The 16327-nt window shown below is 58.0% G+C and carries 9 protein-coding genes; 3 read left to right on the forward strand and 6 right to left on the reverse strand.

Annotated features, from left to right (window positions below; translation table 11 throughout):
• Positions 1–37: 37 nt before the first annotated feature.
• On the reverse strand, positions 38–10153 hold the full coding sequence (locus PYW49_RS12330; RefSeq protein WP_320386559.1) for a BapA/Bap/LapF family large adhesin: 10116 nt from the start codon (positions 10151–10153) through the stop codon (positions 38–40).
• A gap of 765 nt (positions 10154–10918) precedes the next feature.
• Here PYW49_RS12330 and PYW49_RS12335 point away from each other — a divergent pair.
• Genes PYW49_RS12335 through PYW49_RS12345 form a run of 3 tightly spaced genes read left to right on the forward strand, consistent with a single transcriptional unit; the run spans position 10919 to position 12772 of the window.
• Positions 10919–11446, forward strand: coding sequence for a tetratricopeptide repeat protein (locus tag PYW49_RS12335; RefSeq protein ID WP_134347235.1), 528 nt, complete (start codon positions 10919–10921; stop codon positions 11444–11446).
• 7 nt (positions 11447–11453) lie between these two features.
• Entirely contained in the window at positions 11454–11984 is a 531-nt protein-coding gene (locus PYW49_RS12340; RefSeq protein ID WP_134347236.1) for an RNA polymerase sigma factor, read from the forward strand.
• Complete coding sequence (locus PYW49_RS12345; protein ID WP_320386560.1) at positions 11981–12772, forward strand: anti-sigma factor family protein; 792 nt, start codon at positions 11981–11983, stop codon at positions 12770–12772. The genes PYW49_RS12340 and PYW49_RS12345 overlap by 4 nt, the downstream gene beginning before the upstream one ends.
• Here the strand turns inward: PYW49_RS12345 and PYW49_RS12350 are convergent.
• From PYW49_RS12350 to PYW49_RS12370, 5 genes are all read right to left on the reverse strand, one after another.
• A complete protein-coding gene (locus PYW49_RS12350; protein WP_320386561.1) occupies positions 12764–13321 on the reverse strand; it encodes a YceI family protein in 558 nt (185 codons plus the stop codon). The genes PYW49_RS12345 and PYW49_RS12350 overlap by 9 nt on opposite strands.
• Before the next feature lie 47 nt (positions 13322–13368).
• The gene (locus tag PYW49_RS12355) at positions 13369–13731 is read right to left on the reverse strand and encodes a cupin domain-containing protein (RefSeq protein ID WP_320386562.1); all 363 of its coding nucleotides are present in this window, start codon (positions 13729–13731) and stop codon (positions 13369–13371) included.
• Positions 13732–13818: 87 nt separating this feature from the next.
• Entirely contained in the window at positions 13819–14175 is a 357-nt protein-coding gene (locus PYW49_RS12360; protein WP_047348115.1) for a hypothetical protein, read from the reverse strand.
• Positions 14176–14671: 496 nt separating this feature from the next.
• The gene (locus PYW49_RS12365; RefSeq protein ID WP_320386563.1) at positions 14672–15139 is read right to left on the reverse strand and encodes a hypothetical protein; all 468 of its coding nucleotides are present in this window, start codon (positions 15137–15139) and stop codon (positions 14672–14674) included.
• A gap of 2 nt (positions 15140–15141) precedes the next feature.
• Entirely contained in the window at positions 15142–15864 is a 723-nt protein-coding gene (locus PYW49_RS12370; RefSeq protein WP_320386564.1) for a globin family protein, read from the reverse strand.
• Positions 15865–16327 lie beyond the last annotated feature (463 nt).

Below are 16327 nucleotides of genomic sequence, written 5' to 3' on the forward strand. Positions count from 1 at the left end.
GGGCGCTGTGCGCCCGGGTCAACTGTTGCAGGTGCTATCAGGTAATGATGTGTTGCTGGTTAACAAGCTCGTCGTAGGTGGTCTGAACGCCATCAAGCGTAACGAGTGCAGTATTAGTGTAGGTGCCCCCTGCACCGTCACGGTCGATGGAGATCACGGTATTGCCATTACTATTAGTGACATGGAGATAATTTCCGAGCGTCGAGGCGCTACCGTTCCAGCCCACCAGCAGATCGCCGATGTCGATTTTGTCCCCCTGCGCCAGCGAGAAGCCGTTCCAGTGATCGCCCACGGTGCTGCTGACGTTACCCGCCGTGGCATTCCCCACCGTACTGTTCAGCACCTGGTAAATCAGCGTATCGCCGTAGGCCGTACCGGTGATGGCGTCGTTATGCTCCGAGCTGATGAACTGCGGCGCCATATTGATGGTCAGCGTGGCGGTATCCGTGTTGCCGTTGGCATCGGTCAGGGTGTAGTTGAAAGTCTCCTTCGTGGTCATGGTTGAGAGCGATACCCCGCTGTTGAGGGTATAGGTGTAATGGCCGTCCGCGCCGATCGCCAGGATGCCGTAATGGCCGGTGATGTTCACCGTTGCGCTGCCGGTGTAAGGATCCAGCGTGGTGGCCACGCCGTTGTAGTCGGTAACGCTCAGGCGGGTATCCACCGAGTGCAGCTGATCCAGCACGCCGCCAGAGTCGGTGCCGTCGAAGATATTGCCGTTAACGGTATGGCTGCCGGTGACGTCGAAATCACTCAGCGAGTAGGTGGTGCCGTTTACGCTTGGCGTGATGGTGATGCTCCCGACGCTCAGCCCCGGTACGCTGCCGGTATAGCTCAGCGTATAGGTCCCGGCGTTGAGATCCAGCCCGGTCAGCGGGACGTCGATACTGCCGCCTACCAGAGGAATAAGTGCCAGAGAGCCACCGCTGAAGGAGCCTGAGCGCACAACATTGGTACCGTCGCTGATTGACCAGTTCACCGTGAGTCCGCCCAGCGCCAGCACCGAGGCCACGTCAAAGTGCAGCGACGCGTTATGCAACGCAGTGTTTGGATCCACCACGAAGGTCCCGTTCCCGTTGCCCTGGGTGGGCGAGAACAGCGCCGTCGTCCAACTGGCGGTACCCACGGTAGTATCCGAATAGGCAGACGTGTGGTGCACCGAGGTGAGGTCCATTGTGGTGCTGACATCGTTAACCGCATTCATCGCCTGCGCGGTTGGGGTGATGTTAAGCGATGCCGTATCCTTCGAGCCGTCAGGCGCGGTAACGGTATAGACGAAGGTGTCCGGCGTGCTGATATGGTCCGCACCCACGCCGCTTCTCAGGGTATAGGTGTACTGACCGGACGAATTAATGGTCAGCGTGCCGTATTCCCCCTGAATGTCGGTTGTTCCACTGCTGTTGACCGTCACGCCGTTCACTTCCGTGACCACGGTACCCGCCGGAACAGGGTCATTCGCCAGTACATCGCCCGTGGTCGCCTCGCTAATACTCGCCACGCTGTAGACATGATCCTGCAGGACGCTCAGCGTGTAGCCCGTCAGGACGGCGATCCCCGAGGCGGTATTGAGTAAGAACAGGTACTCCCCGGCAGGCAGGTTCAGCGTCAGCTGAGGCGAGGTGCCTCCCAGCAGCGGGGCGCGCAGCCAGCCCGACTCGACGCGGACCTGCTCGAAGGTCTGGGTCGCGTTGTTGAACTTATAGACGTACAGATCGAACACCGACGCCAGCGCCACGCCGCCAACAGAGGCCTGGATGGTCATGGTGCGGGTGGTGCCTTCCTCCACGTTATAGATAATCGGGTTAGTCATGTCGTCGAGCAGGTTAAGCCCCAGCGTGTTGCCGAGATTAATGCCCACCAGAGTAAAGCCGCCCTGAGATGAAGCACCGTTATTAATCTCGCTTACGGTAGTGTCAAAGGTCAGCGAGGCCGTGTCGTCCACCGCCACAATATCGTTGACTACCGTACCGGCACCGAGCGACAGCACCAGGTTCGCCGACGCGTTCACGCCGTTATGGGTGATGGTGTAGGTGAAGCTCTCCGTGCGGCCAATAATCGCGGCGCTGGTGTCGGTCAGGCTGTAGGTGTAGCTGCCGTCGCGGTTAATGGTCAGCGTACCGTACTGGCCCTGGATCACCGTGCCGTCGGCGTTCACGCTGGTGGTCACGCCCTGCGCGTTAGTGACCGCAGAGATAGTGGTTCCTGCCGGGGCGTTGTCGCTGCCGGCGGTCGGATCCGTATCCAGGATCACATTGCCGTTGAGGCTGGTTTCACCTGTGACCGTACCCGGACCGGTCTCTTTCACCGCCACATCAAGGCTGGTGTAGGAGCCGGTTGCCAGCAGGTTGGTGTTATAGCTGAGCACGCGATAGTCGCCGTCGGCCAGCCCGCTCAGGTTCAGCGTTACCCCGGTGGCGCCGAGGGTCAGCAGGTCGGCAAACTGCGGTTGGCCGGTATCTACCACGGTGGTCCAGGCGCCGTTGACGTAATGCTGAACCACCAGCTCAAGGGTGTTGAGCAGAGAGAGCACCGCCCCCGTGGCGTTGGCATTCACTACGATATCGGCGCTGCCGCCGCTGACCACCGTGAAGTTCACCTGCGCGGTGTCATTCCCCAGCAGCGTCAGGACGTTGCCCACGGCGCCGACCAGCAGGAAACCGTAATCGCTGTACTGGCTGTTGGTCACGGTCGCCGTGGTGCTGAGGTTCAGCTCTTCGACGTTATTGCTGGCGGAGAGCGGCACCACCGGCGCAAGGGCGGAGCCGGGCAGCGAGGTGTTGCCCGCGGCGTCGGTGGCGGTGATCTGCAGCGTCTGGCCTTCGGTCTGCTTGTTGGTGAAGGTGTAGCTGTACGTACCGTTGCTGCCCGCGGTGGCAGTCACCGTCGAGCCATCCGCAAGGCGAATAGCGACGGTGCTGCCTGCTTCAGCATTCCCGGTCAGTACGCTACCGTCGGCATTAAAGGTCCCGGTAGGTGCCGTTGGGGCGGTCGTATCGACAATAATCGTCGTTACGGCTGAAGCCACGCTGGTGTTGCCCGCCGCATCGGTGGCCGTGGCGGTGAAGTTATGCGTGCCCTCTGCCAGCGTGGTGCTGGTTTGCGGCAGGGTCCAGTTGCCGCTGGAATCGGCGGTGACCGTGCCCACCAGCGTAATGCCATCGTAAATCCGGACCGTGGCATTCGCTTCGGCGGTGCCGTTCAGCGTTGGACGCGTGTCGTTGGTTGGGTTCGTGCCGGTTATCGGCCCGGTAACGCTGCCGACATCATCAATCACTGAACTGATGACCGGTGCGCCCGGCGCGAGGGTATCAACGTTAATGACATACCCGGTGGTGGGCGCGCTGGCGTTGCCCACCGCATCGGTGGCGGTAAAGGTCAAATTGTGCGGACCGTTGCCCAGCGCCGGTGATGGCGTAAAGCTCCACGCCCCGCCGGTCGCCGTCACGCTGCCGATTTGCACGCCGTTATCAAAGATTTTCACCGTGGCCCCGGCTTCCGCCGTGCCGGTGAGAGTAGGCTGCGCGTCGTTGGTCACGCCGCCGTTGGCAATCGGCGTGGCGGCATTGCCCACGTCATCCACAATGCTGGTCAGTACCGGCAGCGCCGGCGGCGTGGTGTCGACAGTGAGGCTAAAGTTTGCCGACGACACGCTGGTGTTCCCTGCTGCATCCGTGGCCTGCGCGGTGAAGCTGTGCGGACCACTCGCCAGCGTGGTGGTGAGCAATATACTCCAGCTCCCGCTGCCGTCCGCGGTGCCCGTTCCGACAAGCGTGGTTCCTTCATAGATCTTCACGGTGGCAAACGGTTCGCTGGTTCCGACAAGCCGCGGTACGGTGTCGTCGGTTGTCTGCCCTGACGTGAGCGGGCCGGTGATGCTGCCCACGTCGTCTATTGCCTGGCTGATGACCGGCGCGTTTGGCGCCGTGGTATCAACAACCAGGGTAAAGTTCGGCGAGGTCGGGCTGACGTTGCCCGCTGCATCGGTGACCGTGGCGGTCCAGGTATGGCTGCCACTCGCCAGCGGCGTTGACGGCGTAAAGCTCCATGCACCGCTGCCGTCCGCCTGAACGGTTCCTACAGGCTGCCCGTTCTCATATACGGTAACCGTGGCGTTGGCCGTTGCGGTGCCGTTCAGCGTCGGGGTGGTGTCGTCGGTGCTCTGCCCGGAAGATAGCGGGGTTTGAATGCTGCCCGCGTTATCACCCGCGGTCGAAATGACGGGTGCTGACGGCGCGACCGTATCCACCGTCAGGTTAAACGGCGTCGTCGTGCTGCCGGTATTGCCAGCCGCGTCGGTGGCGTTGAAGGTGATAGCGTGCGGCCCTTCGCCCAGATCGGTAGCCGGGGTGAAGGTCCAGCTGCCCAGGGCATTTACCACTGTAGTACCGATTTCGCTGCCGTCGACAATGACATGCACCGTGGCACCTACGTCGCCCGTACCGTTGAAGGTCGGACGCGCGTCGTTAGTGGTATTGCCCGACGCGAGCGTCCCGGTCACTGGACCGACATCGTCAATCACGCTGGTGACGACCGGCACTGCAGGGGCTGCGGTATCGACGGTAAAGGCGAAGACCGACGAGTTAGCCGAGGCGTTGCCTGCCGCATCCGTTGCATAAGCGCGAAGGGTATAGCTCCCGTCGCCCAGCGGCGTGGTTGGGATAAAGGACCAGTTCCCGCTTCCGTCAACGGTCGCAAGACCAATCTCCGTCCCGTTATTCATGATGTGGATAGTGCTGCCTGCCTGTCCGGTACCGCCGATCGTTGGGGTATTGTCGTTGGTCACCTGCCCGCTGGTGAGGTTGCCTGTGACGCCGCCAGGGACGTTGTCATTCACCGTATCCAGGGTTGGAACCGTCGGTGCCGTCAGGTCAACCACTACGCTCCAGGCGTTTGACGCCAGGCTGACGTTGCCCTGCGGATCGGTCGCCTGCACGGTAAAGCTGTGCGGGCCTTCGCCGAGGGCGGTGTCAGGGGTAAACGTCCACGCGCCGGAGCTATCAGCCGTCACCACGGCAATCTGCGTGCCGCCGTCGAAAATGGTCACCACGCTGTTTGCGTCCGCTGTCCCTGAAAGGGTTGGCGTGGCGTCGTTGGTTGGGCCACCGCTGACGACCGTAGTGGCGGCATTACCCACATTATCCGTTACGCTGGTGATGACCGGCGTGGTGGAAATTGTATCTACAACAATAGTGAAGTCCGCTGAAGGACCGCTCTGATTCCCCGCCGGATCGGTCTCGCGGATGGTCAGGACATTATTGCCTTCTGCCAGGGCGGACGTTGTGTAGCTCCAGTTACCGGTATTGCCGACGACCACGCTGCCCAGCAGCGTCCCGTTGCTGTAGACGGAAATGGTATCGCCCACCGCGCCGGTGCCGGTAAGGGTCGGTTGGTTGTCGTTGGTGGTCTGGCCGCTGGTCAGCGGACCGGTACCGGGGCCGACGTCGTCAATCACCGCGCCAATGGACGGCGTGCCCGGCGCGGTGAGGTCGACGGTGACGCTGGCCGCCGGAGAGCGGCCGCTGGTCTGGCTATTGAGGGTCGCGGTGACCTCAAAGGTGTGCAGCCCTTCGCCAAGGGCGGCTGGCGTATAACTCCAGTTGCCACTGCCGTCGGCGGTGACCGTCGACACGGGCGTCACGCCACCGTCCTGATAGATGGTGATCAGGCTTCCCGCCTGAGCCGTGCCGGTGAGGGTAGGGGTGGTGTCGTTGGTGGTTTTGTCTTTCACATCGCCGGTGATCGGAGCGACGTCATCAACGATCGACGTGATAACGGGCACCTGCGGCAGGTCGAGCGGTGAATCGGTAACGTTAAACGTCGCGCCAGGGCTGGTATTGCCTGCGGCATCGGTGGCGGTCACGGTCAGCGTGGTCGGATCCAGCTGCGCCGGACTCAGCGCAATAGAGAAACTGCCGTCGCTGGCGACAACGCCGGTACCAATGACGACGCTACCGTCTTTCACGGTAATGGTACTTCCTGCCTCGGCGGTACCGGTCAGCGGTGTCCCTTCCTGAGCCAGGGCCATATTGATCGGGTCAGCCGGCGCGGCGGTATCCACCGTCACGCTCAGCGGTGCTGAACTTCCTGACGTGTTACCGGCAGGATCGACAGACGAGACGGTGAAGGTATGCGGGCCATCCGACAGCGTTGTGCCGGCCGTCCAGCTCCAGCTGCCGTCCGGCTGTATCGTGACCGGCACCACGGACGGGGTGCCGTCGACGGAGACGATAACGCTGGTGCCGGGTTCGCTGGTCCCGGTAAGGGTCGGCGTGTTGTCCTTCGTGTAGAGCACATTGCCTGAAAGCGTGCTGGGGGTGATGGAGTCGATCTGCGGGATCTCAGGCGCAACGGTATCCAGTGTGACGGTAAAGACCGAACTCGGCGCACTGACGTTGCCCGCCGCGTCCACGCCCGCTACGGTGATGTTCAGCGGGCCGTCCGTTTGTGTCGGCAGGATGAGGCTCCATTCGCCGTTAACCACATCGACACGCCCCAGCGCGACGCCGTTGTTATAGACGATCACCGTCTCGCCATTGACGCCGGTTCCGCCCACTGTTGGCGTGGTATCCGTGGTGTAGCCACCGTTTGGCTCGCCGCCCACGGCGCTAATCACCGGCGTAGCCGGTGCCACAGTATCGACGGTAATCGTAATCGCCGGCGACGGGTCAGAGACGTTACCCGCCTCATCGGTGGCGGTGGCGGTATAGACGTGGCTGCCCTCCGCAATGTCGCTGCCAGGGCGCCAGCTCCAGTTGCCGTTGCTGTCCACCGTGACGGTGCCAACGATGGACGGTGTGCCGCCGTTGACGGTGTCAGTGATGTTGATTACGTCGTTCGGCGTGCCGGTGCCGCTCAGGACCGGGCGCGGATCGTTGGTGGTTCCGCCATCGGGAACGGGGCCGGTGATCTGGGTGACGCTGTCGGTAATAACCGGTGCCGCAGGCGTAGCCGGCGCGTCGGTATCAATGGTGATGGTTACCGGCTGCGACGGGGCGCTTTCGTTACCCGTGCCGTCCGTGTTGGTGACGGTCAGGGTGATGTCATAGGTGCCGTTGGGTAACGGGGTGGCTGGCGTCCAGCTCCAGTTGCCGGTGCCGTCCACGACGACATCATCAAGTTTGGCGCCGCCGTTGTAGATCGTCACGGTATCGCCCGGATTGCCGGTGCCGCTCAGGGTCGGCGTGGTGTCGCGGGTGGTTTCTCCCGGATTCAGCGAGGTTACTGTGCCATCAGGATTGACGGTGATTGCCGGGATATCCGGCGTGGCCGGCGCGACGGTATCTATCGTCAGGTTAAACGGGCTGGAGATGGTGGTATTGCCGGCGGCATCCGTGGCGTGAACCGTCAGCGAATGCGGGCCGTCGGTGAGCGGGGTCGCTGGTGTAAACTGCCAGCCGCCGCTGCCGTCAAGGGTGGCGGTGCCGAGCAGGGTGGCACCGTCATAAATGGTGATCACCGCATCAGCCGGGGCGGAGCCCTGCAGCAGCGGTTGGGTGTCATCCGTGGTATCACCGCTGCTGAGCGTGCCCTGAACGCCGCCGACATCATCGGTGACGGTGGCGATGGTTGCTGCTGTTGGCGGTGTGGTATCGACTGTCAGGGTGAAGCCGGTTGACGGTAGGCTGGTGTTACCCGCCGCGTCGGTGGCGACGGCGGTAAAGCTATGAGGACCTTCACCAAGCGGTGCGGTGAGGGTATATGTCCACGTGCCGCTGCTGTCGACCGGGAGCGTAACAAGATCGGTGCCATCCAGGCGAATGGTGACCATTGAGCCCGGTTCAGCGGTGCCGTTGACCGTTGGAAGGGTGTCGTTGGTGCTGTCGTTAGGGTTGAGCGCACCGAGGCGCTCCGGCACATCATCCACCACCTGGGTAATAACCGGGGCAGCAGGCGCGACGCTGTCAATCGTCAGAGTCCAGGTGTTGGAGACGCCGCTGGTGTTACCTGCCGCGTCGGTCGCGACGGCGGTCAGGGCATGGGGACCCTCACCAATCGGTGAGGAAGGCGTAAAGATCCATACGCCAAGGCCATTGGCGACGGTCGTACCAATATCAACGCCGTCCACTCGGAGGGTGACCGTCGCGTTTGCTTCAGCGGTACCGCTGAGCGTCGGGGTGGAATCATTGGTGGTTTCATTAATGTCGAGCGAGCCGGTGCGCCCGGGAACATCATCCACGACCTGCGAAATCACCGGAGCGGCAGGCGCGGTTCCGTCAACGTTGATCGTCCACGCGCTGGAGATGCCGCTCTGGTTACCGGCGGGATCAGCCGCCCTTGCGGTCAGCACCCAGGTGCCATCGCCCAGCGGTGAGGGCGGCGTAAAGCTCCACAGGCCGGAGGAGGGAACAACTACCGTACCAAGGATATCGCTGCCGTTAGAAATCGTGATGGTTGAACCCGCCTCGCCTGTACCGTTCAGGGTCGGGGCCCGGTCGTTGGTGAGCCCGTTCTGGCCCACCGGTCCGGTGGTGGCCTGCACGTCATCAATAACCGCAACGATGACTGGGGTCTGCGGCGGGGTAATGTCCGGAGCCGCAGCGGCGGTTGCGGGTCCCGTGTTGCCTGCCGCATCGGTGGCGTCTGCGGTCAGGACTTCGCCGTTGAGCTTCGGTGGGGTCAGCGTCAGGCTGAAGTTACCCTGGCTATCGGCAACGGGCGTACCAAGGATAACGTCGCCTTCACGGATAGTCACCGTGCTGCCCGGCTCCGCGGTGCCGCTGATGGTGCCGCCATCATTCGATACGACGAGATTACCGGGGGCAGTCGGCGGCGTGGTGTCCACGGTGAAATTAACAGGCTCTGATGCCGCGCTCTGGTTTCCGGCAGCATCGGTTTCAGTGACGGTTATCGAGTGTGCCCCGTCCGGGAGCGGGCCGTTCGGTGTGACGCTCCAGGTGCCGTTGGGCTGCACCGTCGTTGTGCCAACTACCACGCCGTTATCGTAAATGGTGATGGTTCCGCCGGGCTCGCCGGTTCCCGCCAGGAGCGGCAGTGAAGCATCGGTAGGCATACCCGACGTAATGGTCCCCCTGACTTGGCCCGTATCGTCGGTAAGTACAATCGCGGTCGGCGCGTCTGGCGGGGTAAGATCCACCGTAAGGGTGAACACCGGTGAGGCTGGCCCGGTATTGCCGGCGGTGTCGGTTGCCCGCACGGTAATCTGGTGACTGCTTTCACTCAGATCGACTGTCGGGGTAAAGGTCCAGGTGCCGTTGCTGGCGACGACCGCCGTACCAATGGCGACTCCGCCGTCATAAATTGTCACGGTCGAGCCCGCTTCGCCGGTACCGGTAAGCTGCGGACGCTGATCGTTGGTGCTGCCGCCGTTACTGACTGTTCCCGTCTGCGGGTCAATATCGTCCGTTACGCTGGTGATTGCCGGCGCATCGGGCGCGGTGGTGTCCGGCGCGGTAAGGTTTGTGCCCGGGCTGGTATTCCCGGCGTTATCCGTCGCGGTGGCAGTCACCTGCTCGCCGTTGGTCAACGGTGTTTCGAGAGAGACGGTAAAATTGCCGTCGCTGCCGGTTTTCCCCGTACCAATGACATTGCCGTTTGTGTCTTTCAGCGTGATGGTACTGCCGGGTTCGGCGGTACCGGAGACGGTTTTGCCATCCGAAGAGAACTGAAGACCAGTTGGGGCATTCGGCGGTGTCGTATCCGGATCGGTAGGGTCTGTAGGCGTGTTGGGGTTAGTGCCGTTGTTATTATCGTCATTGCCGCCACCACCACCTCCTCCGCCGCCACTCGCCGCAGCCGCGATCCCGCCCGCGGCGACAATGCCTCCCAGCGCCCATGGCCAGATGGCCGCGCCACCGGCATCACTCCCTGACGCGGCAAGCAACACGTCCGTAGAGGCAATCGATTCATACGTGGCGGCCCCGGTAGGATCTTCAATCCACCATAATGCACCGTCGCTGTCCTGCAGAACCAGCTGGCTCACGCCCTGCGCGTCAGTCACGTAGAAATTTTTAAGGGTAATCACCTCGCCGGAGTGCAGCGTGACGACCAGATCGTTACCACTTCGCGCGAAGTGGGAGACGCTCGCTCGCTCGACATGTAGCTCAACGATAGAGGAATGGCTCAGGGTAACCTGTGTGCCTTCCGTGGTCGTTTCCACGCCAGTAAGTTTCGATATAACAGAGATTTGGCTCATTTAGGCATTACTCCAGCAGAAGTGTCATGAACGGCGAGCAAGACGAGCCATCTCTGCAGAAGGTAAAGGGCGCCCCCGGCGCAGTTGCTGTTATAACGCAGCACTGACCGTTATTTTTAGCGCGCACGATGCCCGCCAGGATTCAGAGTGGCAACATCAGAGCGAATCTAATTACATATGAAAGAGAACAGTTTTTATTTGTGTTTTGTGTCTTATAAAACCCTGTAATTAATGGAGGAATTAGTTTTTGAGGATATAAAAATGATATAGACAGAAAACTCTGGTTGTGCAACTTAAGCTTTCTTAAATAGAGAGGTAAACAATGAAGAGGGCATTAATGAATTGAGGTGGTTTATAATTTTGTTTTCTTATCTTGTTGTTTTGAATGGTGTTGTTTTTTACCTTTCACGGCTGCGTATTAATGCTATTGATGCAGTGTGATAATTGGTAGGGGCCACTTTGAATATAATTTAAAATGGTATTGTTTATGCGTGCTTAATACGTATTTAAGTTAGGGTAACGTTTTTGATGTAAGATATATTATGTTACTTGTGAAGTGAAATATATTCTTATGCAGGATTAAAACTCTGCTATCACGCGAGAGATAATAACAACGAGCAGGCAAGGATAAAATAACTTCATTCTTTTTCAATGTGATTACGACATAAGCATGATTTTTGCACTGCAAAAACTTCACCGGAGAACGAATAAAAATCATCAGTCGGGCGTTTACTGACGTCACTTCCTTTTACCCTGGAGTTTTATATGAACACGACCTCGCTTCGTTTGATTCCGGTGCTGATTTTTTCCCTGCTCTCTCCACTGGCGCTGGCCATGGGCAATAATAGTACCGAGAGCAAAACGCCTGACTGTCCTTCCGGACAGGTGTATGACAGCGCAACCCAGAAATGCGTGCCGGACAAGAGCAGCAGCCTCAGCGACCAGGACAAAACCAACTATGCGTACCATCTCGCGAAGAAAGGGGAGTACCAGTCGGCGCTGAATCTGCTTGATTCGCTGAAAAATGGCAATACGGCTGAAGCGTGGAACTATCGCGGGTTCGCCACGCGCAAGCTTGGCCGCACGGACGAAGGCATTGGTTACTACCAGCGCGCGCTGGCTATCGCTCCGGATTATGCCAAAGCCCGGGAATATCTTGGTGAAGCGTGGATGGTGAAAGGACGACCTGACCTCGCGAAAGAACAGCTGAAGGTGATTGCCGGTATTTGTGGCCAGTCCTGCGAGGAGTACCGTGACCTGCAGGCCGCCATCAACGGACATCCGGAATCCTGATTTTCTCGTGGAGGGAAAACACATCGCTACCCGTGAGGTTCGTCAACAGTTAGCCGAACATCTGCCGCGTCTTTGGCGCTATGGGCTGGTGTTGTCGCGAAACAGGGATATCGCCGAAGAGCTGGTTCAGTCCACCTGCGTGCGTGCGCTTGAAAGAAGTAGCCAGTATACGCCGGGCACGCGCATCGACAGGTGGCTGTTCGCGATCCTGCACTCCATCTGGATCTCTGAGCTTCGGGCACGACACGTTCGTCAGGGGCAGGGGTTTGTGGCCAGCGACGAGCTTCTGGCACCGGACACCCGTGAACAGGATGAAACGCGTCTGCATTACCTGAAGGTGATGCAGCGCGTCAATGCGCTGCCTGAAGCCCAGCGCAACGCGGTATTTTTGGTTTATGTCGAAGGCTTTACCTACCAGGAGGCGGCGGAGACTCTGGCGGTGCCGATCGGTACCGTGATGAGCCGACTGGCGACGGCGCGGGCAACGCTTGCCAGGTCCGTCGACGCATTGCCTCCGGTAAAGGAGAAACGCTCTTGAACTCGCACCGTTTTACACCGCCCTATAACGACGATGCTATCGTGGCATGGATAGATGGCGAGATGTGCCGCGCCGACGCGCAGCAGTTTGAAGAACAGTTGAAACGTGGCGAACGCCTCGCCGGGCGAACCGACGAGCTGATGAAAAGCAGCCAGGATTACGCCGGAGCGTTTGCCTCTCTGCTGGATGACGCTCCCCTCGGGGCGATGCAGGCGCGTCTCGCGACACTTCCCGATCCGCATGTCTCCACGTCGGTTGGGGTCAGCAGACGGTCGCTGATTGCGGCCTCGGTCAGTTTTTTGATGGTCGGTTCCGGGTTGGGGTATCTTCTGCGGCCCGCTTCGGCACCTGACGATGAGAATGCCCATATTCGCGACCTCGAGGCGCAATACATGTCCCTCTATAGCGTCGAGACGCTGCTGGATATGGACAGCGCAGCGCCTGTGCTGCAGCGCGGGTTGGAACGGGTTGCGCAGGATATCGGCATGAAGCTGAACATGTCGCAACTTACCCTGCAGGGCGCAGAGCTTAAAATGGTGCGAATGCTGCGCTATGAAACCACCTCGATCGCGCAAGTTGCGTGGATCAATGCCGACTATGGCCCAATGGCGCTCTGTATCTCTCCTGTTGATGAGAAGACGACGGCCTCTCTGCGCCAGGAGCAGCGGCACAGCATGAACCTGGCGTGGTGGCACGATGCGGGCTATCAGTTTGTGCTGATTGGCCGCAACCCGCCGTCTCACCTGCGGGGAAGCGCGGAGCAGCTACAGCGCCTGATCTCAGGATGAGGGCACGCCGTGAGCCTGAATCGCAATGGCGATGGCAATACGATCGTCAACGACCAGCGCAAATTTATCCATCCCATAGGCCGAGCGTGAAATCGCCGTGGTGGCATCAAGCGTGAGGGCCAGCGCATGCGGGTCTTTCACGGTGGCCTCCAGGATCACCGGGCGGGCAATGTTGCGTACGGTCAGCGTGCCGAACACCCTGAACCGTCCGGCGCCCACGTCGACCACGCGAGAGCTTATGAACTCGATAGTTGGGTAGCGTTCAGATTCAAAAAACATGTCGCTTTTCAGCTGCCAGGTGAGCAGCTTGTTTGAGGCCACCAGGGTTGCCACGGGGATGGTGACGTGGATGTGGTCGTCAACGTCGTTATCCGGGTTGAGCGTCACGGCACCCGTTACGCCGCTAAATGTCGCCCAGGAGAGGATGCCGCCGAAGGCATGCCACGATAGCCGAATGGCAGTGTTATCGGTGTCGATAATGTAGCTTTTCGGGGTGGCAAACGCCCACGGACAAACCAAAATCAGCAATATCACCAGGCGTCGTAGCATCTCAGGATCTCTTTTAGGGCAGGGAGTAAACGCGTCACCCCCGGGATCTATTCGGCTTTTCTGCGACAGGCTGTGTTAACGATATCCACCGAGATTTCGACGGCGGTAACCGGCCCCCGGTTTTCCAGCCAGTGGACCGTGTTATGGTCTTCCGGCCAGCCGACGCCAGGGCCGTAGTCGGTGGCGATACCGTTACGATGATCGGTAATTGTGCCTTCAAGGATAAAAACGGTACCGGGGCGATCGATATGATCGTGCACCGGACCAAAGACCGCGCCGGGGGCGAGCGTTACCCTGCGCATACGAAGCTGACGTCCGTCCATGCCTGCGATCTCCGGGCCGAGATCGACAATGGAAAGTAATTCAACGGTAACGCCCTGAGTAGCTGGTGCGGTTTCTTCGTGGCTCATGATGGTGCCCTCCTGAGACAAGTTTAGCCTTCAGGAAGCAGAGCGGGAGGGAATAAAAAAGGCCGCTTGCGCGGCCTTTCGAAGGTATTACTCAGTGACTTTCTTTTCCAGCTCGCTGGCACCTTCTTTGGTTTTGTTCCAGCCTTTCTCAGCGCCTTCCTTGGTGGCATCCCACCCTTTCTCGGTGCCTTGTTTGGTTTTATGCCAGGCTTTCTGGGAATCTTCGCTGACCTTGCTGCCAAAGCTTTCGCTTTTACCTTCCGCAGCGTGCTTTTGTTTCAGCTTCAGCTCTTCGCCTTTGTTCTGCTCTTCATGCAGTTTTTGCTTCGCCTCGTTGGCGTTTGCGTTCGCCGCCGCGACGGTATCGTCAGTTGCATGTGTGGTCGCAGCAAATACTGGGGAAGCCAGCAGAACGGCAGATAATGCGATAATTGTTTTTTTCATAATATCCTCATTTAACGTTATCGGTTATGAGCGTGATTCAGCATGGCACAGACGAAGCGGGGTGGCTTTAGGAAAAAACTGTAATGAGATCAATGTGCCCTGATGAGGGATATTTCGCCTGAGGATTATCCAAAGGATAAAATACCTGTTTCAGCGAGGGCGGCAAGGGTCAGGAGAATGAAGATTATGACGGTTATGGGTTTGTACATGTTGGGGTTCCTTCCGGGTTGGGGTGGCTAATCCGTAGCGCTGGGTGGTGTGGGTTATTTTCCACAGGAGAGGGGGAAGGGTGTTGATGTTTGTCAAAGGGATGGGGAACGGTGTGGTGATGATATTGAAAAGCCCACGGGGGTTGCACCGTGTGGGCTTTCAGTATTTCATCAGATGAACAGGGATATTGCCGATGGAGATTCTGGTTGGCGATCTGGGTCTGCATGACTTTCAGGAGCATTTATCCAGCTCAGTGGAAAGCCTTTTCATTCTGTTAATAATGACTTCAGCTTACGTTTTCCGACGCCGGTGCGGCAGATATCGTTATGTACTTTTTCAGACCAGACTCCCGTTTAACCCCTTTTGGATCGGAAGCAAAAGGAAGCCGCAGGCGAGGTGAATCGGACACTTTCAATGTCCAGATATAATCCCCAATAAACCTGAAATCCACGCTATTGTCAGTAACCTTGAGATCCGCAAAACTCCCGGTCGAGTACTCATTTCCTAAACGAACAATTTCTTTAAGCCCTTCATGAACGTCAATAAGGGCAATCGTCAGGGATTCCTCGAAAATAATGTCATCAGTCAGAAACAGGATGTAACGCTGCTCATTAACCTGGACCGCGGCTTCAAGCACTTGTCCCGGTACAATAATGCCTGTGCTTTTACCATTGAGCAAAACATCAGATTGAGCCTGGGATACATCGGTAGCTTCGCGAACCTTAACCAATGCTATTGAATTAACCTGCTGCATAATCAATTCCACAAACGTCCCATTTCCCATGCGGCAAGAGCGCCGCCGACGAAGCCACCGATAAGCACGCAAACAGGTGCACCTGGCCCACACATTAATCCCGCCATTGCGCCACCTGCGGCAGCACCGGCAATACCTGCACCATTAATCGCTATCTGCCTGCCTGATTCAGAAAACTTATCATCAGCGGTATAAATTTCGTAAACAGAAATCGCAATCGAAAGGACTATTAACCCCCGTCCAATGCGCGAGAGCTGCATCATTTTCATGTTTACTTGTGGGTTAGACTTGCCTGCGGATTCAACGATACCTGCATATATATGATTTTTTTGTACTTCCGAAAGGCTGTTAAAATTAGCCTGCGGGCCGAATAAAGCTTTTGCTTTTTTCGCTACCAACTCATTAAGCGTCTTACCCTCGCTTTTTATCCGTTCGGCCATCGCACGTCCGAGTGGAGTGCTGCGTGATCGCACCATCTCCATGATTAAATTTCTCGTTTCCTGAGCCTCTCGTGCAGCCTTGTCCCAGGAGATCACACCAGCATTGGCCTTTGCGCGTAAGTCTGCGGACATTTCTTTGATTCTTTTTGAGTACTCAAGGCGTAAGCGTGGATCAACTGACAACCTCGCGGCCGCAGCGGAAACATCGCCCTGCAAGGCATTCATAGCGCTTTCGAATTTATTGCGTCCATCGGTATCTAATGCGCTCAGCAACGTCGTATCCATACTCTCATTGTTCCTGTCATTGGCTCTGAGATGCGTTGAACAAATTTCTAGCACATTATCGGCAAAAGGTCTTTTTAATATTTATTAGTTAAGCTTGTAATTTAATATTTTTATGTGTGTTTTCAATATGGTACGAACGAGGTTTCGCGGCTTTCAATATGCACGATCGGTGGAGAAAAAAGAATGAACAGTTGTCAAAGGGAATCACTTTAGTGGTTCAGCGTTCTTTGGTAGCCAGTCAGTGAACAACTCGTATCCAAAAACTAGCTAAAGAGGTTTGTCCAAAGTGTAGGTAAACTCATGTTTTACTGCAGTTCGGCATAACAAGTTTAAACGTCTTTATTATCAGTGATTATCTGTCAAAGAACGTGAAATACATTATTCCACACCGCGTGGATATTGAGTGCTCCGCGACCTTTCGTACCCTGGAATGCGTTGAGGTGATTTCCTACATAGATATAAT

Source organism: Enterobacter chinensis (assembly GCF_034008295.1).
Taxonomy (GTDB): domain Bacteria; phylum Pseudomonadota; class Gammaproteobacteria; order Enterobacterales; family Enterobacteriaceae; genus Enterobacter; species Enterobacter chinensis.